We start from the raw sequence: 20301 nt of genomic DNA on the forward strand, positions 1-20301 counted from the left end.
GCCTTGAACCGCGTGGCGCTGAAATCGACGCGGTCCATCTTGTTGACGACCACGGCGACCTGTTTGACGCCGAGCAGATGCAGCAGATAGCCGTGGCGGCGGGTCTGGTCGCGCACGCCCTCCAGCGCGTCGATGATCAGGAGCGCGCCGTCGGCCTGCGCGGCGCCGGTGATCATGTTGCGCAAAAATTCGGCATGGCCGGGCGCGTCGATCAGCACCACGTCGCGCGAGCGGGTGCGGAAGCGGATTTGCGTGGTGTCGATGGTGATGCCCTGGTCGCGCTCGGTCTGCAGCGCATCGAGCAGGAACGACCACTCGAACGGCATGCCGCGCCGCGCGCTGACGGCTTTCAGCATCTCCAGCTTGCCCTCGGGCAGGCTGCCGGTCTCGTGCAGCAGGCGTCCGACCAGCGTCGATTTGCCGTGATCGACATGGCCGACGATGACGATGCGAACCTGCGGCCGCGTGGTGCCGTTGGGTGTCGCCAATGTCGCTTTGGGAAGGATCATGTTCATCGCAACGCTCACGCCCGGTGTTGGTCAGAGATAGCCGGCGACGCGCAGCCGCTCGAAGGCATCTTCGGTCTCGTGATCGAGCGCGCGGCCGGCACGCTCCGGCACTTTGCTGCCGTCAAGTTCGATCAGGATTTCGTCGATGTTCGAAGCCGTCGAAGCCACCGGAAAGGTGATGTCGGCATCGCCGAGCGAGCGGTAGCGCTTGCCGTTTTGCGCCAGATAAAGCGGAATGATTGGAATGTTCTCGCGTCGGGTATAGGCCCAGATGTCGGCCTCGGTCCAATGCAGGATCGGGTGCACGCGCAAATGCGCGCCGGAAGGCGGCGAGGCGTTGAATTGGTCCCAGAATTCCGGCGGCTGGTCGCGCACGTCCCATCCGCCCTCAGTGCCGCGCGGCGAGAACACGCGCTCCTTGGCGCGGGTCGCCTCTTCGTCGCGGCGAATGCCGGCGATCAATCCGTCAAACCCGTATTTGGTGAGCGCGAGCTTCAGCCCTTCGGTCTTGCGCGCGGCGGAGCGCGCGGCCGGCGGCAATGTCGGATCGACGCTTTCGATCGGCGGGCAGCGCTCGATCTTGAGATCGAGCTCCCATTCCTTGCCGTAGCGATCGCGGAACGCATACATCTCCGGGAATTTCTTGCCGGTATCGACGTGCAGGGCGGGGAAGGGCACGCGGCCGAAGAACGCCTTGCGCGCCAGCCAGATCATCACATTGGAATCCTTGCCCAGCGACCACAGCAGCGCCAGCTTCTTCAGCCGCGCGAAGGCCTCGCGCAGAATGTAGATGCTCTGCGCCTCGAGCTCGTCGAGATGGTCCATCGCGGGCGGCGCGAGTTCACCTCCAGCCAGAATTTTTGGAACGGAAGACTGGATTTTGCGGTCGGCCTCACGCCACCGCTCGCCGGCGGAATCGTCGTTGGAAAGAAGCATCTCTTGGCCTTGGCGTGGGGAGGCGAAAATTCTATAGTGGCATCGCGATAGGGAAGAAATAATTTTCTCTTTGCGAGCCATGAACGAGACATATATAGAAAATAATTCCAGTCAACCCCGCAAGTCGGGGAAGCGAGTGTCGTATGCGATTCCTGCCCGTGTTCCTCGATCTGAAGAGCGGCAAGGTGCTGCTGGTCGGAGCCGGCGGCCTCGCGCGCGCAAAACTGCGCCTGTTGGCGGCTACTGGGGCAACCGTCCGGTGGTTCGCCGCTGATGGAAATCATGATGTCGACGGGATCGATGCCGCGGACCTGGCGCGGATCGAACTGGCCCAGGGCGATCCGCTGGCAGCCGATCTTGCTGGCGTGATCGCGATCCTTTGCGCGGGCGCCGGCGACATCGGCGTGGCGATGTCGGCGCGCGCCAAGGCGGTCGGGCTGCCCGTCAATGTGATGGACGATCTCGCGCATTCCACCTTCATTTTTCCCGCCATCGTCGATCGCGGCGACGTCGTGGTCGCCGTCGGCACCGGCGGCGCCTCGCCGGTGGTGGCGCGGCGCGTGCGCGAGAGCATCGAGGCGATGCTGCCGTCGCGAATCGGCGATCTCGCCAGTTTCATCGGCGGCTGGCGCAAATCGATCAACGCCCGCATTTCCGAGTTTCCGCTGCGCCGCCGCTTCTGGGAGCGCGTGGTCGATGGGCCGATCGGCGCGCTCGTTCTCGCCGGCCGCACGGACGAGGCGGACGCGGCGCTGAAGCAAATTGCCGATCCTTCCGCTTTTGCCGGCGCGCAAGCGCAGGGCAAGGCCGAGGGCAGGGTGACGCTGGTCGGCGCCGGTCCGGGCGATCCGGATTTGCTGACGATCAAGGCGCTGCGCGCGCTGCAGGATGCCGACGTGGTTTTCCACGATGAACTGGTGTCACAAGAGATTCTCGATCGCGCCCGCCGCGATGCGTCGCGCATTGCGGTCGGCCGTCGGGTTGGCAAGCCCGGCATCGGCCAGCATGCGATCAACCGATTGCTGATCGAAGCGGCGAAGTCGGGACAGCGCGCGGTGCGGCTCAAGGGCGGCGATCCCTTCATCTTCGGCCGCGGCGGCGAGGAAATCGAGGCGCTGCGCGAGGCTGGCGTGGCTTATTCGGTGATTCCGGGCATTACCGCCGGCCTCGGCGCCGCTGCGCAGTTCGAGGCGCCGCTGACCTATCGGCACGAGGCTTTGCGCATCACCTTCCTGACCGCGCACAAGGCCAGCGACGCCGAGACCGTCGACTGGTCGGTGCTGACGGACAAGAAGATGACCGTCGTCGTCTACATGGGCATGACCGCCGCGCCGTCGATTCGTGCGGGCCTGCTCGCCGCCGGACGGTCGCCGCAAACCCCGGTCGGCGTATTTGCGCGGGTGACGCGGCCGGACGCGCAGGCCGCCGTGGGTACGCTGGAACAACTGCCCGATTTGCTCAATATGATCGACGGCGGCCCCGCCATTCTCATCATCGGTGACGTGGTCGCGCATTCCGCGCCGTGGCGCCAATCCAACCCAAGTCAGGCAATCGCCAAACTGCTGGATGCCGCCGAATGACCTCGCCGCTGCAACAAAAGATCAAGATCACCGGCCCGTCCATGGTCACCGCCAACCGCACCTCGGATGGCGTCGTGATCTACCGTACCGCCGCCAAGGGCTGGTCGACCGCACTGTCGGATGCCGCGATCGTCCGTACCGCCGAGGAAGCGCGCGCACTGCTCGCGGAATCCATCGCCGATGATGTCGGCGCCATCGGCGCCTATATCGCCCCGGTCGAGGTCAAGGATACCGGCAGGATCGAACCCGGCAATCTCCGCGAACAAATCCGCTCGGAAGGCCTCACCATCGATCTTCCGGTTCCGGCGTAAGGCTGATCCATCATGTACGCATATGACGAACTCGACCGCACGCTGATCAACGAACGCGTCTCCGAATTCCGCGACCAGGTGAAGCGCCGTCTATCCGGCGAACTCACCGAGGACGAATTCAAGATGCTGCGGCTGCAGAACGGCGTGTATCTGCAGTTGCACGCCTATATGTTCCGCGTCGCGATCCCCTATGGCACGCTGTCGTCGAAGCAGTTGCGGGCGCTCGCCCGTGTCGCGCGCCGTTATGACCGCGGCTACGGCCATTTCACCACGCGGCAGAACATCCAGTTCAACTGGATCAAGCTGGCCGAACTGCCGGATGCGCTGGCCGATCTCGCCGAGGTCGGCATTCATGGCATGCAGACCTCGGGCAACAACACCCGCAACGTGACGTCGGATCAATGGGCGGGTGTTGCGCCTGGCGAGATCGAGGATCCCCGCATCTGGTCCGAACTACTGCGGCAATACACCACGCTGCATCCGGAGTTCTCGTTCCTGCCGCGCAAGTTCAAATTCGCGATCACCGCCTCCGAGCACGATCGCGCCGCGATCAAGATCCACGACATCGGCCTGCGCCTGATCCGGAACGCCGACGGCGAGACCGGCTTCGAGGTGCTGGTCGGCGGCGGCCTCGGCCGCACGCCTTTCATCGGCAAGACCATCAAGCCGTATGTGGCGGGCCGCGATCTGCTCAGCTATGTCGAGGCGATCCTGCGCGTCTACAACCAGTACGGCCGCCGCGACAATATCTACAAGGCGCGCATCAAGATCCTGGTGCACGAACTCGGCATCGAGAAATTCGCTCGCGAAGTCGAGCAGGAATGGAAGCAGATGGGCGACAGCGCGCTGACGCTGGACAACGCCGTGATCGAGGATATCCGTTCGCGCTTCGTCTATCCGACCTACGAGAAGCTGCCGCATATGCCGGACGAGCTGAAGCAGGCGGCGCACGATCCGCGTTTCGAGGCCTGGCGCAGGAACTCGGTGTTTGCGCACAAGGTGCAGGGCTATTCGATCGTGACGCTGTCGCTGAAACCGGTGGGCGGACCGCCCGGCGATGCCACCGCCGACCAGATGGATGCGATCGCCGATCTCGCGGACAAATACTCCTTCGGCGAAATCCGCGTCGGCCATGAGCAGAATCTGGCGCTGCCCCATGTCGCCAAGCGCGACCTGCCCGCTCTGTGGAAGGCGCTCGACAGGATCGGCGTCGCCACCCCGAACGTCAATCTGGTCTCCGACATCATCGCCTGCCCCGGCCTGGATTACTGTTCGCTCGCGAACGCGCGCTCGATCCCGATCGCGCAGGAGCTGACGCGGCGTTTCGCCAATCACGAGACCGCCAATCTGATCGGGCGGCTGCACATCAACATCTCCGGCTGCATCAATGCCTGCGGCCATCACCATGTCGGCCATATCGGCATTTTGGGCGTCGAGAAAAACGGCGAGGAATTCTACCAGATCACGATCGGCGGCCGTGCCGACGAGAACGCCCAGATGGGAACGCTGATCGGTCCCGCGGTGCCCTATGCCGAAGTCGCCGACGTGATCGAAGACATCGTCGAGGCCTATCTGGCGCTGCGCGACCGTCCCGAAGAACTTTTCGTCGACACCGTGAAGCGGCTGGGCGTCGAACCTTTCAGGGAGCGGGTCTATGCCACTCGTTAAGCACGGAAGAATTGCGACCGACCTGTTCGTCCATGTCGCCGATGGCGCGGAACTGCCGGGCGACGGCGCCATCCTGGTGTCGGCGGCGCGGTTCCTCGAAGATCCCGAAACGCTGTCGCGGCGCGCCGGCAGGCTCGGGGTGATCTGGCCGAACCACCGTGACCTCGACGATCTCGTGCCCCGTCTCGACCGGCTTGCGGCGGTCGCGCTGGTGTTTCCGAGTTTTCGCGACGGCCGGGCCTACAGCCAGGCGCGGCTATTGCGCGAACGCCACGGTTTCGAAGGCGAGCTTCGCGCCACCGGCCAGGTGCTGCGCGACCAGTTCGTCTTCTTGCTGCGCGCCGGCTTCGACGCCTTCGAGGTCAGCAAGCAAAGCGACGCCGAAGCCTTCGCCAACACCGTAAAACGCTATTCGGTGTTCTATCAGCCGACCGGCGATGGCCGCATCACCGCGCTGCACCGGCGGATGCAATTGCGTCATTCGGAGAGTGCCGGCCAGTGAGTGCGCGCGCGCCAGAAGCGTTATCCGAAACGACCGCGGACTTGCCGCCGGTGGAGACGCTCGATCGCGCCTTGCGCGCGGCCTCGCCGTCGGAAGTGGTGGAAGTCGCGCTGAAGTCGGTTGGCCGCGAGCGCCTCGCGCTGGTTTCTTCTTTCGGCACCGAATCGGCCGCGCTGCTCAAGGTGATGGCCGATGTCGATCCCGCGATCCCCGTGATCTTCCTCGATACCGGCTGGCTGTTCGGGGAAACGCTGGCCTATCGCGACACGCTGATTGCCACGCTTGGCCTGCGTGACGTCCGTTCGATAAAACCGCGGGAGGAGACGCTGTCGCGCCAGGATCCCGAGCGCGAATTGTGGTTTTCCGATCCCGATGCCTGCTGCCGGATCCGCAAGGTCGAACCGCTGGCGCGCGCGCTGAAGCCGTTTGCGGCCTGGATCAACGGGCGCAAGCGCTTCCAGGGCGGCGCCCGGGCCGATATCCCGGTCGTGGAAGCCGACGGCGGCAGGCTGAAATTCAATCCGTTTGCGAATGTCTCGCGCGAGCAGATCGAGGCGATTTACAGGCTCGCAAAACTGCCGCCGCATCCGCTCGCCGCGTCGGGATATCTGTCGGTCGGATGCATGCCGTGCACCAGCCGCACCTCGCCGGATGAGGACGCGCGCGCCGGCCGGTGGCGCGGCCGGGCCAAGACGGAATGCGGCATCCATACCACCAGGACTCCATAGGACAATCGCGCTGCCGCGCCGCAAACGATGAAATGCGGTTTCGTTGACTTCACACCATTTCGTACCGAGTTATGTCCTTCGTGTTTCGATGACGTCGTTCATCCGGCCGAACGGAGATTGAGATGGTCCGACGTATTGCGCCGCTCCTCGCCGGATTGTTCTGGGCAAGCACGGCGTTCGCGGCCGACGTTACGCTGCTCAACGTGTCCTACGACCCGACGCGGGAACTTTATTCCGATTTCAACAAGGCGTTCGTCGCCGCCTACCGGAAGGAAACCGGAAAAAGCGTCGAGATCAGGCAGTCGCATGGCGGCTCCGGCTCGCAGGCGCGCGCCGTGATCGACGGCCTGCAGGCCGATATCGTCACGCTGGCGCTGGCCTATGACATCGACGCGATCGCGGCAAGAGGCCTGGTCGCAGCCGACTGGCAGACGCGGCTGCCGCTGAACGCCGCGCCCTACACCTCGACCATCGTGTTCCTGGTGCGCAAGGGCAACCCCAAGGGCATCCGGGATTGGGACGATCTGGTCAAATCCGGCGTCAGCGTCATCACGCCGAACCCCAAGACCTCGGGCGGGGCGCGTTGGAACTATCTGGCGGCCTGGGGCCATGCGCAGAAAAAGTTTGACGTCGACAAGGCTCGGGAATTTGTCGGGAAGCTCTACAGCCACGTGCCGGTGCTCGATACCGGCGCGCGCGGCTCGACCATGACGTTCGTCGAGCGCGGCGTCGGCGATGTGCTGCTGGCCTGGGAGAACGAGGCGTTGCTGGCGCTGCGTGAATTCGGCAAGGACAAGTTCGAGATCGTATCACCGCCGCGCTCGATCCTGGCCGAGCCGCCGGTGGCCGTCGTCGATGGGATTGCCGACAAAAAAGGCACCCGCGCCGTCGCCGAGGCCTATTTGCAGTATTGGTATACCAAAGACGGTCAGGAAATTGCCGCACGCCATTTCTACCGTCCACGCGATCCGGAGATCGCCAGAGAATACGAAACGTCGTTCGCGAAGCTCGAACTGTTCACAATCGATGAAGTGTTCGGCGGTTGGACCAGGGCGCAGCAGGATCACTTCGCCGAAGGCGGCATTTTCGACCAGATCTACCACAACTGATCCGGGCGAGCAGGGACATCGTGAGCGCAAGCGCAGGACGACGCAGCACCTTGCCGGGATTTGGCCTCACCATGGGGCTGACGCTGACGTGGCTCTCGGTCATCATCCTGATCCCGCTCGCGGGGCTGTTTCTCAAGACGCTGGAACTCTCGCCCGATCAATTCTGGAACATCGTCACCAGCCGCCGCACGCTCAATGCGCTGAAGATTTCGTTCGGGCTTTCGTTTGCCGCAGCACTTGTCAACCTCGTGATGGGGACGGTCATCGTCTGGGCGCTGGTGCGCTATCGCTTTCCCGGCCGGCGGCTGTTCGACGCCATCGTTGATGTTCCCTTTGCGTTGCCGACCGCGGTGGCCGGTGTCGCGCTGACGCAATTGTTCACGCAAGAAGGCTGGCTCGGCGCGCCGCTCGCCGAGCTCGGCATCAAGGTCGCCTTCACGCCGATCGGGATTTTCGTCGCGATGATCTTCATCGGCATTCCGTTCGTGGTGCGGACGGTTCAGCCGGTCCTGCTCGATCTCGACGTTGAAATCGAGGAGGCCGCCGCCAGCCTTGGCGCCAGCCGCTGGCAAACCGTATTCCGGGTGATCCTGCCGAGCCTGATCCCGGCGCTGCTGACCGGATTTGCGCTGGCGTTTGCGCGCGCGGTCGGCGAGTACGGCTCGGTGATTTTCATCGCCGGCAATCTGCCCAACGTGTCCGAAATCGCGCCGTTGCTGATCGTGATCCGGCTGTCCGAATTCCGCTACGCCGATGCGACCGCGATCGCGGTCGTCATGCTGCTGGCATCGTTTTTGATCATCTTCGCGGTCAATCGCCTGCAGCGCTGGGCGCAGACCCGCATCCCCGCGCATTGAGGCTGATAGATGAAGCAGTCGCAGTTCGCATTAACCTCGCCGCAGGAGCATCTGCGCTCCGAACCCGCGCCGGTTCGTTTCGTTATCATTTCGATCGCGGTGATGTTCCTCACCGTGTTCGTGGTGCTGCCGCTGGTCGTCGTGTTCGCGCAGGCTTTTTCCAAGGGCATCGCGGCGTATCTGGCCGCGCTGGCCGAGCCGGAGGCGCTGTCCGCGATCCGGCTGACGCTATCGGTGGCGGCGATGTCGGTCAGCCTCAATCTGGTGTTCGGCGTGATCGCGGCCTGGGCGATCGCCAAGTTCGAGTTTCGCGGCAAAACCTTGCTGATCACGCTGATCGACCTGCCGTTCTCGGTCAGCCCGGTGATCTCGGGCCTGGTGTTCGTGCTGCTGTTCGGCGCGCAGGGTTTTTGCGGGCCGTGGCTGCAGGCCCACAACATCCACCTGCTGTTCGCGCTGCCGGGCATCGCGCTCGCGACCATCTTCGTGACGTTTCCGTTCGTGGCGCGCGCGCTGATCCCGCTGATGCAGGAGCAGGGCACGCAGGAAGAGGAGGCGGCGATCTCGCTGGGTGCGTCAGGACTGCAGACCTTCTTCCGCGTCACTTTGCCCAATATCAAATGGGGCCTGCTGTATGGCGTCTTGCTGTGCAACGCGCGCGCCATGGGCGAATTCGGCGCGGTGTCGGTGGTGTCGGGCCATATCCGCGGCGAGACCAACACCATGCCGCTGCTGGTTGAAATTCTCTACAATGAATATCAATTGGTATCGTCGTTCGCGATCGCGTCGCTGCTGGCGATGCTGGCGCTGCTGACGTTGGTGGCGAAGATCGTTCTTGAGCGGCGGCTGGACGAAGGACAAATCCCGCGTGACGATTGAACTCAGGAAAATCGTAAAAAAATTCGGCGATTTCGTCGCGCTCGACCGTGTCGATCTCAGGGTCGGCGATGGCGAATTGGTCGCGCTGCTCGGCCCGTCCGGTTCGGGCAAGACCACGCTGCTGCGGATCATCGCGGGGTTGGACTGGCCCGATGCCGGCGAGGTGCTGTTCGACGGCGAGAATGCGCTGGCGCGGGGCGCGAGCGAACGCCAGGTCGGATTCGTGTTCCAGCACTACGCGCTGTTCCGCCACATGACGGTGTTCGAGAACGTCGCCTTCGGCCTGCGGGTGCAGCCGCGCGCGATCCGCAAGGACGAGGCCGCGATCCGCGCCCGCGTCAGGGAACTGCTGGATCTGGTCCAGCTCGGCTGGCTGTCCGGCCGTTACCCGAGCCAGTTGTCCGGCGGCCAGCGCCAGCGCATCGCGCTCGCCCGGGCGCTGGCGATCCAGCCGCGCATCCTGCTGCTGGACGAGCCGTTCGGCGCGCTCGATGCCAAGGTCCGCAAGGAATTGCGGCAATGGCTGCGGTCGCTGCATTCGGAAATCAACGTCACCTCGATCTTCGTCACCCATGACCAGGAGGAAGCGCTCGAAGTCGCCAACCGCGTCGTGGTCATGGACAAGGGCCGTATCGAGCAGGTCGGCACGCCGGGCGAGGTCTATGACTATCCGGCGAGCGCCTTCGTGCACGGTTTCATCGGCGAATCCATCGTGCTGGCGGTGGAGGTCGGCGGCGGCTTGGTGCAGCTCGGCGGCAAGCCGCTGAACATCGCCGCCAATGGCGCGGCGGCCGGCGCCGCCAAGCTGTTCGTGCGGCGCCACGACATGCAGATCGGGCCGGCTGGCAGCGGCGCGCTGGAAGGCGCGGTGCGCCGTGTCCGTTCGTTCGGCCCGATCCAGCGGGCGGAAGTCGCGCTGTGCGGCGGCGAGGGCAAAACCTTGATTGAGATCGACGCGCCCCGGGACCGGGAACTCCAGCCCGGCGAAATCGTCGGCCTGCAGCCGCGCCGCTACCGGATTTTCGCCGCGCGGGACTGACCCCCGTCATTCCGGGATGGTCCGAAGGACCAGACCCGGAATCTGGAGATTCTCTGATGTGCAATTGCACATCAAAGTTCGCTTCGCGCCCCGGAATGAAGGCGAAGTTGGTCCTTGTTCACCATTCAGCCACGGTTGGTATGCAACAACGGCAAACCATCCTCGGGGGAATATTTCAATGATGCGGGCGATTGTCGCCATTGTCGGGCTTTTGGCGCTGGGCGGCTGCATGGCCGACACCCAGACATCAGAGCAGCCGGCCATGTATCTCAGCATGGCCAATGGCGGGGCCACGCTCGATCCGCAGGCCGCGGCCTCGATGATCTCGCTGTACCGCCAGAACAACGGCCTTGGCGCGGTCGTGGTCGACCCCGGCCTGATGAAGCTCGCGGAAGCCCAGTCCCAGGCGATGGCGAGCCGCAACAAGCTCGACCATGAGGTGAAGGCTCCGCTGGAAAAGCGGCTGGGCGCATCCGGATATCCCGCCACCCTGGCGGTGGAAAATGTGTCGGCCGGATATCACACTTTGGCGGAAGCGTTTTCCGGCTGGCGCGATTCACCGCCGCACCGGGCCAACATGCTCAAGAACGGTGTCACAAAATTGGGCATCGCGGCGAGTTATGCGCCAAACACCAAATACAAGGTATTCTGGACGCTCATTCTTGCATCGACAAAGGCGTGATAAACCCCGCGTGATCCTCCGTTCGAACTCGCCGATTGACGCCGCCGCGTACTGCCGCCACGTTGCAATTTCTGTTGTCCCCTGACTGACGGTCACGATGGATACTCCAAACACCGCGCCTGCCGCGACGCCCGCGCAGGCGCAGTGCGTGCTGGTGCTGCAAGGCGGCGGGGCGCTCGGCTCCTATCAGGCCGGCGCCTTCCAGGCGCTGTGCCATCACGGCTTCGAGCCGGGATGGATCGCCGGCATCTCGATCGGCGCCATCAACGCCGCGATCATTGCCGGCAACGCCGCCGAAAAGCGCGTCGACCGGTTGAAGGAATTCTGGGAGATGGTGTCATCCCCGGTGCCCTGGAATCCCGTCACCTCGGGAGACGGCGCGCGCACGCTGTTCAACGAAACCAGCGCCGCGCTGATCGCCACCTTCGGCGTCCCCGGCTTTTTCACGCCGCGTCTGCCGCCGGCGCCGTGGTGGCCGCCGGGCAGTCCGCAATCGCAGAGCTATTACGACACCGCGCCGCTGAAGAAGACGCTGGAGCGCCTGGTCGATTTCGATCGCATCAACGATCTGAAGACCCGGCTCAGCGTCGGCGCGGTCGGCGTCGCCTCGGGCAATTTCCGATATTTCGACAACTACCAATTCAAGAAGCTCGGCAAGAAAATCGGCCCGGAACACATCATGGCGTCCGGCGCGCTGCCGCCGGGCTTTCCCGCCATCGTGATCGAGGGCGAGCACTACTGGGACGGCGGCATCGCCTCCAATACGCCGCTTGATTTCGTGCTGGACGAGGAGACCGATCGCGATCTCCTGATCTTCCAGGTCGACCTGTTCAGCGCGCGCGGGCCACTGCCGATGTCGCTGCTCGAGGCCGCCGAGCGCGAGAAGGATATCCGCTACTCCAGCCGCACCCGCATGAATACCGACAAGAACAAGCAGGTGCACAATACGCGAAAGGCGCTGCGCGAGCTGATCGGTAAATTGCCCGACTATCTCAGGAACGATCCGTCGGTGGAAATATTGTGCGAAGCCGCCAGGGAGAACACCGTCACCGTGGTGCACCTGATCTACCGCAGCAAGAATTACGAGTCCTCGTTCAAGGATTACGACTTTTCCCATGTCGGCATGGTCGAGCACTGGAACGCGGGTGTGCGCGACGTGCATTTGTCGATGCGTCACAAGGACTGGCTGGAACGGCCGCAGTCCGGCGAAACCATGGTGACTTACGATCTCACAGGGGACGCTGCCGCGCCCCCCGGAGGCAAGCAGGAGTGACGGAAACATGGCTACATTGAAGGGCAAGACCGCGGTGGTGACCGGCTCGACCAGCGGCATCGGATTGGCCTATGCGCGCGCCTTCGCCGGTGCCGGCGCCAATATCGTTCTCAACGGCATGGGCGTGCCGGCCGATATCGAGAAGGAGCGCTCCGGCATCGAGACCGATTTCAAGGTCCGCGCGGTGCACTCGCCCGCCGACATGACGAGGCCCGCCGAGATCGCCGAAATGATCGCGCTCGGCGAAAGAACCTTCGGCTCGGTCGATATCCTGGTCAACAATGCCGGCATCCAGTTCGTGTCGCCGATCGAGGAGTTTCCGCCCGAGAAGTGGGAGGCGATCATCGCGATCAATCTGTCGTCGGCGTTTTACGGCATCCGCGCCGCCGTGCCCGGCATGAAGAAGCGCGGCTGGGGCCGCATCATCAACACCGCGTCGGCGCATTCGCTGGTGGCCTCGCCGTTCAAGGCGGCCTATGTCTCGGCCAAGCACGGCATTGCCGGCCTGACCAAGACGGTGGCACTGGAGCTGGCGACCTTCAAGATCACCTGCAACTGCATCAGCCCCGGCTACGTCTGGACGCCGCTGGTCGAAAGGCAGATTCCAGACACCATGAAGGCGCGCAACCTGACCAGGGAGCAGGTCATCCACGACGTGCTGCTGGCGGCGCAGCCGACCAGGGAATTCGTGACCTCCGAGCAGGTCGCGGCGCTGGCGCTGTTTTTGTGCGGCGACGATGCCGCCCAGATCACCGGCGCCAACCTCTCGATCGACGGCGGCTGGACCGCGGAGTAGGGCAAGCTGTCATGCCTTGCGACAGCGGGGCATCCGGTATTCCGCGCCCCAGGCAGGGACGGGTCGAATTTTGCGATGCGACGGCTGGCGAAGGCGCAGCCCAAAATGCGAAAGAATTTTCAGCCCGGTTCGAATCCAAAAATGCGAACCGCACAAGCCAACTCTATTTGACGTTGATGGTAATTTTGTCAGAAACGAGCGGCGGGCTGAACGGATAATGCTTGGCATCGCCCAACACCAGTTGGAGCGTGTGCTTGCCGGGCGGCAGCTCGATACGTGCCTCGGTTTGACCCGCTCCGAAATGAAGATGGCTCTTGTCTTGCATGATCGGCTCGTTGAGATCGAGCGGTTCATTCACGTCAATGAGCAAATGATGATGGCCGCTGTTCTGAAAATCGTCGCCCGCGTGGGTGACACCCATGTTCCGCAGGCCGAAACGACACCAGAACCCGCCTCTAATCGTTGTTCCGTTCTGCGGCCAGACGAAATACAGAACCGCATCCTTTGGCGCCGCCTTTCCCTGAGCGTGAGCGGCGCACGACACGGACACCAGCGCCGCCGATAGCACGATAAGCCGGACCATCTTCATAATCGTGCTCCCTTGAAGCTGTTAAGGAGATAGAGCGACCCGCAATCCGTGTGTCGGATATCGAACGTTGGTGTCGTAACTATCGCGGTTGGTCGGCCGCGCATAACGCGCGTCATTTCTCCAGGACCCGGACCGAATGACATGCGAGGCGCAGTCGCCCTCGACCCATGGTGAACCGTCCGACGGGGCGCCCTGATAATTCTTGTGCCAACAATCCTCCACCCACTGATCGACGCCGCCACCCATGTCATACAGCCCGAACGGATTTGGCCTGAAACTGCCGACCTTGACTGGTTGCTCGGCGGCTGCGATGTCCGTGCAGTTCTTGCAATTGGCCATGCCGGATTGAAACTGGTCGCCCCACCAGTACTTCGTTTGCGTGCCGCCACGGGCCGCATATTCCCATTCGGCCTCGCTTGGAAGCCGATATGCCTTTCGCGTTGCGCCCGCGAGCCAGGCAACGAATTGCCTGGCATCGCTCCAGCTCACGTTGGTGACGGGCGCGTCGTCCTTGCCGGTTGCCGCGAAAGCGCATGCCTTCGCCGCGGCGCATTCGTTCCATTCGCGAACGGAAATCGGATACGTGCTGATCGCAAACGGCTTGATCGCGACCTGGTGAGTTGGCTTCTCCGTGACATCGTCATTGCTGCCCATTATGAAGCTGCCGCCGCGAAGCATTTTCATTTCGGGCTCGCGGACCGCCGGGGTCGGCTGTGATGCGGGCGCGGCTGGAGACGCGAGCTGAGGTTGCGACGCAGCCTGTTTCGCAACTGGGGCCAGCGCGGGAGCGGGCGCGGCTTGCGGGGGAGCAGGCAATGCCGGAGGCAAGAGCTGGGGTAGCGGCGCTGCTTGCTTCACGGCGGGTGGTGGTGGTGGTGGTGGCGGCGATGAGAGCCGCTTCGGCATCTCCGGAAAAACCGGGGCTGACGCCTGATCCCCCGCTTTGCCATAAGGTTGCAGAAGCAAATACCAAAGCGCGCCGCTTGCGATGGTCAGCAGAATGAGGCTCAGCAAGAAAATCAGAATGTTCTCGCGTCGTTTTCGGGTCCTGTTGAAGGCGGTCGGATCCGGAACTACGCGGTAGACCCTCACCGGATCGGCGATGTTCTTGACCTTGCGATCTCCGAGCGACTCATATCCGCAAACCAGTTTGTACTTTACCTGCTCGTAAATGCCGCCTGAGATGTAAACTTGGCCTGGATCGGCAATACTCTCAAGACGCGCAGCAATATTGACCCCATCACCGTAAACGTCGTCGGCTTCGATGATGACGTCGCCAAGGTTGACACCAATCCGATACTCGATCCAATGATGCCTTGGCAGCGATGCGTTGCGTCCAACCATGTCTTGCTGGATGACGATGCTGCAGCGCACCGCTTCGACAGGACTGTCGAAAATCGCAATAAAGCCGTCGCCGGTGGTTTTGACGAGCCGTCCGTGGTGCCCTGCAATGCTGGGCTCGATCAGGCCGCGCTCGATCCGCTTCACGCGGCCGTGCGTTCCTTCCTCATCGATTTCCATCAGGCGGCTGTAGCCGGAGATATCGCCGACGACAATCGCAGCAAGACGGCGTGGTGATGACTGCGGCGGGGATTGGCCGCTCTTGCCCGATTTGAAATTCCGAATTTCACCCATGGCTCGGCCCGGGTTCGATAAACGCCAAACGGCAATATTAGGGGCGCACTACTATATTCTGCGAAAAAAATGCAACTTACGGTAAGAGCGTATCATACTGCCCGGCTGGGACAAGCTAATTGAAGTGCGTGACCTTCGTCACCTCCCCCGCGGCTGGCGTCCGAAGCAGCCAATGACCGGCGGTATTCGCGCTGGAATTGCCGTAGCCGGTCAATGCTGGCTTCGGGTCAAAAACTGCGCGTTCATCGGTCCGCACCCCGGATTCCGCGCCTCCCGAACGCCAGCACGTGCAGCCCGAGCCGGCGCCGCACGATCCAGAACAGCAGCACGGTCTCGAACGCGAGCGAGGTCGAAGTCGCGGCGGCGGCGCCGTGGCCGCCGAAGCGCGGCACCAGCACGACGCACAGGATTGCGTTCATGACGAAGGCCAGCGCATAGGCCAGCGCGCAGATGTGCTGATGGCCGAGCATGTTGAGCAGCCGCTCGACCGGGCCGATCGCCGAGCGCACCACGAGGCCAACCGCGGCGACGAACATGATGTCGTAACCGGCCACGAAATGCGGCCCGAACAGCCACAACAGCGGCTTTCCCAGCGCCAGCAGCAGCACGGTCGCGGCGAGCGAGGGCCAGAAGGTCCACTGAATCGCGTGCGCCACATAGGCGGAAAGGCGCGCCTCGTCGCCAAGCGCATGATATTCGGCGAAACGGTGCGCCGTGGTCGCTGACATCGCGTAGTGGACGAACGAGACCAGCGCCAGCGTCTTCACCACCGCGAAGTAGATGCCGACCTCTTCGGAGGACCGGAATTGCTGCAACACCAGCACGTCGGTGTAGGACAACAGCAGATAAAAGCTTTCCACCAGCAGGATCGGCAGCGAGACCGCGAGCCAGCCGCGGAAATCGTAAGCCTTCACGCCGGGCTCGACGTGGCCGCCGAGCCTGCGGTTCAGCACCAGCATTTGCCCGATCATCGCGATCCAGACCGCGGCCGCGCAGGCGATCATCGCCGCCGTGGCGCCGAAATGGAAGCCGAGCGCAATCGCGCCCGCGGTCAGCCCGATGATCAGCGACTGCCGGACGATGAATTGCGGCATCAGGCCGAGCCGCATCCAGTCATGCGCGCGCGCGATGCCGTCCTGGGTGTTGGCGACCACGAAGGCCGGCAGCGTCAGGCAGCCGATATAGAGCGGAACGATCGCATCGGGGTCGATCCACGGCGACAGCCCTTTCACCGTCCCCGCCAAGAGCAGCGACATGGCGGCGGATACGGCGAACGTCATCCAGCGGCTGCCGGAGAGGAAGCCACGCAGCAGCGCATGTTCGCCGCCAGTGCGGTATTCCGGAATGATTTTTTGCGCGGATGCCGAGATGCCGAAATCCATCATGCTGCCGAGCAGCAGCACCCAGGTCCAGACATAGACATAGACGCCGTAATCCGGGCCGCCCATCCAGCGCGCGAGCAGGATCTGCGAGAGATAGGCCAGCGCCGCGCTGACGATGCGGATGACGAAAATGGTGCCGGCCAGCCGCCTTGTCACCGAGGCTTCGTTCGAGCCGCCCCATAGCGCGCGCAGGCGCGCGATCGCGCCGGCAGGCGAGGTGGTTGCGGATTGGGCGTCCATCACGGCCAACGCGGGAATCCCGAATGCCGCGAGAAGGCGGCGTCGGTTCGATATATCAACGAATCGTTAAGATTAGGTTGGGTGCATCCCGGAATGACCGTTCAGCTCAATCGAGATTGACATTGAACTCATAGGCGCGGTCGCCGCCGATCAGCGTCAGTTTGAGCGTGGCGCCTTCCGGATTGGCGCCGGGTGGCAGGCCGTCGAGTTCGAAAACAAAATGTTTCACGCCGGGCGGGCCGGACTCGACCAGCTTTGGGACCGGCAGCGCCCAGTCCGGCGTCGGTCCTTCGACAAACAGGCTGAGCTCCTTGTTGTCAGGCGCGGTGACGTCGACCAGCACGTTGGTTCTTCCCTCGCGCCTGACGCCACGGATGGCAAGCGGGTTGGGATCGCCGACATTGGCCGGCTTCGGCACCGTGTCGAGTGCGGCCAGCAATGCGCCATCCTCGGTGCTCGCCACGCTGGCAAAGGCGAGTTCGGCATGGGCCTCGACGGGAACGCAGAGTTTCTCGCAGACCGCATAGTTGATATCGGCGCGAAGCGTCAGCGGCCTGTCGGCAGCTTTCGCCACGATCCGCAGCGGCAGCACGACCTGCTGCTTGTAGCCGAGCGAGATTCCGCCGGCTCCGTCGTCGAACTTCTTCGGCGCCGGCCACAGCACCGTCACCGCCTCGACATTTTCCGATCTGGAGAAATCGAACCGCGGCGGCACGCCGGAATCGCCGGGCGTCCGCCAGTAGGTTTTCCATCCCGGCTGTAGCTGGATGGCGATGCCGCCGAGCAGCACCGCGCCGCTGCGCGATCCCGCCAGCAGCCGCACCGCCGAATGCGCGTCGCGCTGCCAGGGCGAGGCATCCTCGGCGCGAACCGCCATCGACAAGCATGTGGCAGACAAGGTGGCGGCGAGGCCCAGGGCAATCCGCGCGGGAATGATGACGATCATGCGATCGTCTTTACAGGCAAGTCTCGACGCAAGCCATTGAATTGCTTGTGATCTGCCGCGGAATGCGGCGCGAAGCTTGATTGACAGAACGGCCACCCGATATCAGGATGTGAATCAGCATGAGAGGCCTTTGCGGATGAGCCCTGAAGGCAGGATACCGAAGCCCAGTCGCCGCAAGCCTGCCGGCACGGGTGATGATTCGCCCGATCACGGCTATCTCGATGGTCAGTTGCTGATCGCGATGCCGGTGATGGGCGATCCGCGCTTCGAGCGCTCGGTCATCTACATGTGCGCGCACTCCTCCGAGGGCGCCATGGGCATCATCGTCAACCGTCCGGCGGGCAGCATCGATTTTCCCGGACTTTTGGTCCAACTCGATATCATCAAGACAGCCGACCAGATCAAGCTGCCGGAAAATGCCGAGAGCATGAAGGTGCTGAAGGGCGGCCCGGTCGACCCCGGCCGCGGTTTTGTGCTGCATTCGAGCGATTTTCACATCAAGGATGCAACCCTCGACATTGACGACGGAATTTGCCTGACCGCGACCGTCGACATCCTCAAGGCCATCGCCAGGGGTTCGGGACCTAAGCACGCGATCCTGGCGCTGGGTTACGCGGGCTGGGCCGCGGGGCAGCTGGAAGCGGAAATCCAGCATAATGGCTGGCTGCATTGCGACGCCGATCCGGATCTGGTGTTCGGCGACGACGTCGATGAGAAATACCAGCGGGCCTTGCGCAAGATCGGCATCGATCTCGGCATGCTGTCGAACCAAGCCGGGCACGCCTGAGCCTCCTCGTCATTGCCGGGCAAGCCCGCGCATGACCGTGGGTTATGTTGATAGCTTTGCTACTCCGCCGCCTGTTGCGCGACGGTCGGCTCAGTGCCGGCCACCGTGGCGCGGCGCATGTCGCGCGGCTGCGACTGGTCGTAGCGGCGCACGCGGTGCATGGTCTGGCGGTTGTCCCACATGATGAGATCATGCACGGTCCATTTGTGGACATGGACGAATTCCCGCTGCGTGGCGTGCTCGGTCAGGTCGCGCAGCAGCAGCCGGGCTTCCGGCACGCTCATGCCGAGGATCGCGCCGGCATGGGACGAGAGATACAGCGACTTGCGGCCGTGCACCGGATGGGTGCGCACCAGCCGCTGCCGCACCGGCTTGAACATCTCCTTTTCCTCATCGGTGTAATCGACGAAGCCGAGCGAGCCGCGCGAATACATCAGCGAATGTTCGCAGATCATGTCCTCGATCTCGGCCCTGGTCTCGTCGTCGAGCGTGTCATAGGCCGCGCGCATGTCCGCGAATTCGGTGTTGCCGCCCTTCGGGTTCACCACCCGCGCCGACAACAGCGAGAATTTCGCCGGGATCGGGCGGAACGAGCTGTCGGAATGCCACAGGCAATTGCCGAGATTGAACAGATGGGTGCGGTGATCCCTGGGGAGAGGCTTGCCGTCCTTGCCGAGATTGGAGACGTCGTTGAGCCCTGACGTCAGCCGGTAGTCTTCCTTCTTGGTCACGGTGCCGCCGCGGGCATGCTCGCGCTCGCCGAAATTCAGCGCGAACGCCAGTTGCTGTTCGTCGGTGATGTCCTGGTTGCGGAACAGCAGCACGGCATATTTGTCCATGCCGGCCTCGATGTCTCTGGCCTCCTGCGGCGTCAGGGGTTTACGCAAATCGACGCCCGAAACTTCGCCGAAAAAAAGCGGGTGAAGCTGCCGGATCGTGATGGTCATGGCGTTTCTCCCGTGGCGGCGGGCGGTTTGTCCCGCTCCATTTGAGGGAAAAATACTCCGCGACGATCCCAAGTCAACGCTTCGTGCGCATATCCGTCACGCATTTCTAGCCATCAACCCGCCATCCACCGGGATCACCGCGCCGGTCAGGAACGAGGCCGCCGGCAGGCACAGGCTCAGCGTCATGTGCGCCACCTCCTCGGGGTCGCCGTAGCGGCCGAGCGCGGTGCGGCGTCGGGCATAGATCGCCTTGTGCTCATCGGCAATCCGCGCGGTCATGCCGGTCGTGATCGGGCCCGGGCAGATGCAGTTCACCGTGATGCCGTCGCGGCCGAGCTCGACGGCGAGCGAGCGGGTCAGGCCGACCACGCCGGCCTTGGCCGCGGAGTAGGGGCTGTGCAGCGCGGTAGCGCCGAGCGCCTCGGTCGAAGCGATGTTGACGATCCGCGGCGATTTCGACTTTCGCAAATACGGCAGCGCCGCGCGAATGATGCGCTGATGCGCGGTCAGCATCACCGCCAGTCCCTTCACCCAGGCCTCGTCGTAACCCTCATCGTCGATGGCGATGCGCACCGAGATCCCGGCATTGTTGACGATGATATCGAGCCCGCCGAAATGCGCGGCGGCGCCGTTGACGACGGTATTGATGTCATCGCGATTGGCGACGTCGAGCATCCAGGCCTTTGCCGTGCCGCCATTGGATGTGATCTCGCCGACGACGGCCTGGGTGCCCGTGGCCGCAATGTCGGTCACGGCGACCTTGGCGCCTTCGGCCGCGAAACGCCGGCAGGTCGCCCCGCCAATGCCGCCGCCGCCGCCGGTCACGATCACGGTCTTGCCATCAAACTTCTTCATAGAGATCTCCATCAGGGGTTAAGGGTTGGTATCCTGTGGCCATGTTGTCAT

At 63.5% G+C, this 20301-nt stretch carries 21 protein-coding genes; 13 read left to right on the forward strand and 8 right to left on the reverse strand.

What is annotated here, in order from left to right:
- Positions 1-515, reverse strand: a 515-nt coding sequence (locus WCE35_RS00040; RefSeq protein ID WP_424591306.1) for a GTP-binding protein, incomplete at its 3' end; no start/stop codon positions are given.
- A 24-nt stretch (positions 516-539) separates the two neighbouring features.
- Positions 540-1334: a sulfate adenylyltransferase subunit CysD gene (gene cysD / locus WCE35_RS00045; protein WP_424591324.1), complete on the reverse strand. Its 795-nt coding sequence runs from the start codon at positions 1332-1334 to the stop codon at positions 540-542.
- A 254-nt stretch (positions 1335-1588) separates the two neighbouring features.
- On the opposite strand from cysD, the gene cysG reads away from it, so the two are divergent.
- From cysG to WCE35_RS00105, 12 genes are all read left to right on the forward strand, one after another.
- Positions 1589-3025 (forward strand): siroheme synthase CysG, encoded by a 1437-nt coding sequence (gene cysG, locus WCE35_RS00050; RefSeq protein ID WP_424591307.1) that lies wholly within the window; start codon positions 1589-1591, stop codon positions 3023-3025.
- Positions 3022-3336, forward strand: a complete 315-nt coding sequence (locus tag WCE35_RS00055; RefSeq protein WP_424591308.1) for a DUF2849 domain-containing protein — start codon at positions 3022-3024, stop codon at positions 3334-3336. Before cysG ends, WCE35_RS00055 begins: the two co-directional genes overlap by 4 nt.
- A gap of 12 nt (positions 3337-3348) precedes the next feature.
- Positions 3349-5004, forward strand: coding sequence for a nitrite/sulfite reductase (locus tag WCE35_RS00060; protein ID WP_424591309.1), 1656 nt, complete (start codon positions 3349-3351; stop codon positions 5002-5004).
- Entirely contained in the window at positions 4991-5506 is a 516-nt protein-coding gene (locus WCE35_RS00065) for a DUF934 domain-containing protein (RefSeq protein ID WP_424591310.1), read from the forward strand. Before WCE35_RS00060 ends, WCE35_RS00065 begins: the two co-directional genes overlap by 14 nt.
- Positions 5507-5547: 41 nt before the next feature.
- Entirely contained in the window at positions 5548-6234 is a 687-nt protein-coding gene (locus WCE35_RS00070) for a phosphoadenylyl-sulfate reductase (RefSeq protein ID WP_424591325.1), read from the forward strand.
- Between the two features lie 122 nt (positions 6235-6356).
- Positions 6357-7343 (forward strand): sulfate ABC transporter substrate-binding protein, encoded by a 987-nt coding sequence (locus tag WCE35_RS00075; RefSeq protein WP_424591311.1) that lies wholly within the window; start codon positions 6357-6359, stop codon positions 7341-7343.
- Positions 7344-7363: 20 nt separating this feature from the next.
- On the forward strand, positions 7364-8200 hold the full coding sequence (gene cysT, locus WCE35_RS00080) for a sulfate ABC transporter permease subunit CysT (protein ID WP_424591312.1): 837 nt from the start codon (positions 7364-7366) through the stop codon (positions 8198-8200).
- Positions 8201-8209: 9 nt separating this feature from the next.
- Positions 8210-9079, forward strand: coding sequence for a sulfate ABC transporter permease subunit CysW (cysW, locus tag WCE35_RS00085; RefSeq protein WP_424591313.1), 870 nt, complete (start codon positions 8210-8212; stop codon positions 9077-9079).
- Complete coding sequence (locus tag WCE35_RS00090; protein ID WP_424591314.1) at positions 9069-10118, forward strand: sulfate/molybdate ABC transporter ATP-binding protein; 1050 nt, start codon at positions 9069-9071, stop codon at positions 10116-10118. Before cysW ends, WCE35_RS00090 begins: the two co-directional genes overlap by 11 nt.
- A gap of 178 nt (positions 10119-10296) precedes the next feature.
- Entirely contained in the window at positions 10297-10800 is a 504-nt protein-coding gene (locus tag WCE35_RS00095) for a CAP domain-containing protein (protein WP_424591326.1), read from the forward strand.
- A 97-nt stretch (positions 10801-10897) separates the two neighbouring features.
- On the forward strand, positions 10898-12073 hold the full coding sequence (locus tag WCE35_RS00100) for a DUF3734 domain-containing protein (RefSeq protein ID WP_424591315.1): 1176 nt from the start codon (positions 10898-10900) through the stop codon (positions 12071-12073).
- 7 nt (positions 12074-12080) lie between these two features.
- Positions 12081-12869 carry a 3-hydroxybutyrate dehydrogenase gene (locus WCE35_RS00105; protein ID WP_424591316.1) on the forward strand — a complete coding sequence of 263 codons (789 nt, stop codon included), beginning with the start codon at positions 12081-12083 and terminating at the stop codon, positions 12867-12869.
- Positions 12870-13032: 163 nt separating this feature from the next.
- Here WCE35_RS00105 and WCE35_RS00110 read toward each other — a convergent pair whose 3' ends face one another.
- From WCE35_RS00110 to WCE35_RS00125, 4 genes are all read right to left on the reverse strand, one after another.
- The gene (locus tag WCE35_RS00110; RefSeq protein ID WP_424591317.1) at positions 13033-13458 is read right to left on the reverse strand and encodes a DUF4399 domain-containing protein; all 426 of its coding nucleotides are present in this window, start codon (positions 13456-13458) and stop codon (positions 13033-13035) included.
- A 21-nt stretch (positions 13459-13479) separates the two neighbouring features.
- Positions 13480-15093 carry an SUMF1/EgtB/PvdO family nonheme iron enzyme gene (locus WCE35_RS00115; RefSeq protein WP_424591318.1) on the reverse strand — a complete coding sequence of 538 codons (1614 nt, stop codon included), beginning with the start codon at positions 15091-15093 and terminating at the stop codon, positions 13480-13482.
- 242 nt (positions 15094-15335) lie between these two features.
- Positions 15336-16715, reverse strand: a complete 1380-nt coding sequence (locus WCE35_RS00120) for a lipopolysaccharide biosynthesis protein (RefSeq protein WP_424591319.1) — start codon at positions 16713-16715, stop codon at positions 15336-15338.
- A gap of 106 nt (positions 16716-16821) precedes the next feature.
- Positions 16822-17661 (reverse strand): protein-disulfide reductase DsbD domain-containing protein, encoded by an 840-nt coding sequence (locus tag WCE35_RS00125; protein WP_424591320.1) that lies wholly within the window; start codon positions 17659-17661, stop codon positions 16822-16824.
- 136 nt (positions 17662-17797) lie between these two features.
- Here WCE35_RS00125 and WCE35_RS00130 point away from each other — a divergent pair, with 136 nt between their 5' ends.
- Positions 17798-18448, forward strand: coding sequence for a YqgE/AlgH family protein (locus tag WCE35_RS00130; protein ID WP_424591321.1), 651 nt, complete (start codon positions 17798-17800; stop codon positions 18446-18448).
- 59 nt (positions 18449-18507) lie between these two features.
- Here the strand turns inward: WCE35_RS00130 and WCE35_RS00135 are convergent, their stop codons facing one another.
- Entirely contained in the window at positions 18508-19395 is an 888-nt protein-coding gene (locus WCE35_RS00135) for a TauD/TfdA dioxygenase family protein (protein ID WP_424591322.1), read from the reverse strand.
- Positions 19396-19491: 96 nt separating this feature from the next.
- Positions 19492-20250 (reverse strand): SDR family NAD(P)-dependent oxidoreductase, encoded by a 759-nt coding sequence (locus WCE35_RS00140; RefSeq protein WP_424591323.1) that lies wholly within the window; start codon positions 20248-20250, stop codon positions 19492-19494.
- Positions 20251-20301: the final 51 nt, after the last annotated feature.

Source organism: Bradyrhizobium sp. (assembly GCF_049691595.1).
Taxonomy (GTDB): Bacteria; Pseudomonadota; Alphaproteobacteria; order Rhizobiales; family Xanthobacteraceae; genus Bradyrhizobium.

Excerpts from the sequence above, each read along its gene's own strand:
- WCE35_RS00060 (WP_424591309.1), top strand. The coding sequence starts at position 3,349 with ATGTACGCATATGACGAACTCGACCGCACGCTGATCAACGAACGCGTC.
- WCE35_RS00055 (WP_424591308.1), top strand. The coding sequence starts at position 3,022 with ATGACCTCGCCGCTGCAACAAAAGATCAAGATCACCGGCCCGTCCATG.
- WCE35_RS00105 (WP_424591316.1), top strand. The coding sequence starts at position 12,081 with ATGGCTACATTGAAGGGCAAGACCGCGGTGGTGACCGGCTCGACCAGC.
- cysW (WP_424591313.1), top strand. The coding sequence starts at position 8,210 with ATGAAGCAGTCGCAGTTCGCATTAACCTCGCCGCAGGAGCATCTGCGC.
- WCE35_RS00110 (WP_424591317.1), bottom strand. The coding sequence starts at position 13,458 with ATGAAGATGGTCCGGCTTATCGTGCTATCGGCGGCGCTGGTGTCCGTG.
- WCE35_RS00130 (WP_424591321.1), top strand. The coding sequence starts at position 17,798 with ATGAGCCCTGAAGGCAGGATACCGAAGCCCAGTCGCCGCAAGCCTGCC.
- WCE35_RS00065 (WP_424591310.1), top strand. The coding sequence starts at position 4,991 with ATGCCACTCGTTAAGCACGGAAGAATTGCGACCGACCTGTTCGTCCAT.
- cysG (WP_424591307.1), top strand. The coding sequence starts at position 1,589 with ATGCGATTCCTGCCCGTGTTCCTCGATCTGAAGAGCGGCAAGGTGCTG.
- WCE35_RS00125 (WP_424591320.1), bottom strand. The coding sequence starts at position 17,661 with ATGATCGTCATCATTCCCGCGCGGATTGCCCTGGGCCTCGCCGCCACC.
- WCE35_RS00140 (WP_424591323.1), bottom strand. The coding sequence starts at position 20,250 with ATGAAGAAGTTTGATGGCAAGACCGTGATCGTGACCGGCGGCGGCGGC.
- WCE35_RS00095 (WP_424591326.1), top strand. The coding sequence starts at position 10,297 with ATGATGCGGGCGATTGTCGCCATTGTCGGGCTTTTGGCGCTGGGCGGC.
- WCE35_RS00120 (WP_424591319.1), bottom strand. The coding sequence starts at position 16,715 with ATGGACGCCCAATCCGCAACCACCTCGCCTGCCGGCGCGATCGCGCGC.
- WCE35_RS00135 (WP_424591322.1), bottom strand. The coding sequence starts at position 19,395 with ATGACCATCACGATCCGGCAGCTTCACCCGCTTTTTTTCGGCGAAGTT.
- cysD (WP_424591324.1), bottom strand. The coding sequence starts at position 1,334 with ATGGACCATCTCGACGAGCTCGAGGCGCAGAGCATCTACATTCTGCGC.
- WCE35_RS00115 (WP_424591318.1), bottom strand. The coding sequence starts at position 15,093 with ATGGGTGAAATTCGGAATTTCAAATCGGGCAAGAGCGGCCAATCCCCG.
- WCE35_RS00075 (WP_424591311.1), top strand. The coding sequence starts at position 6,357 with ATGGTCCGACGTATTGCGCCGCTCCTCGCCGGATTGTTCTGGGCAAGC.
- WCE35_RS00100 (WP_424591315.1), top strand. The coding sequence starts at position 10,898 with ATGGATACTCCAAACACCGCGCCTGCCGCGACGCCCGCGCAGGCGCAG.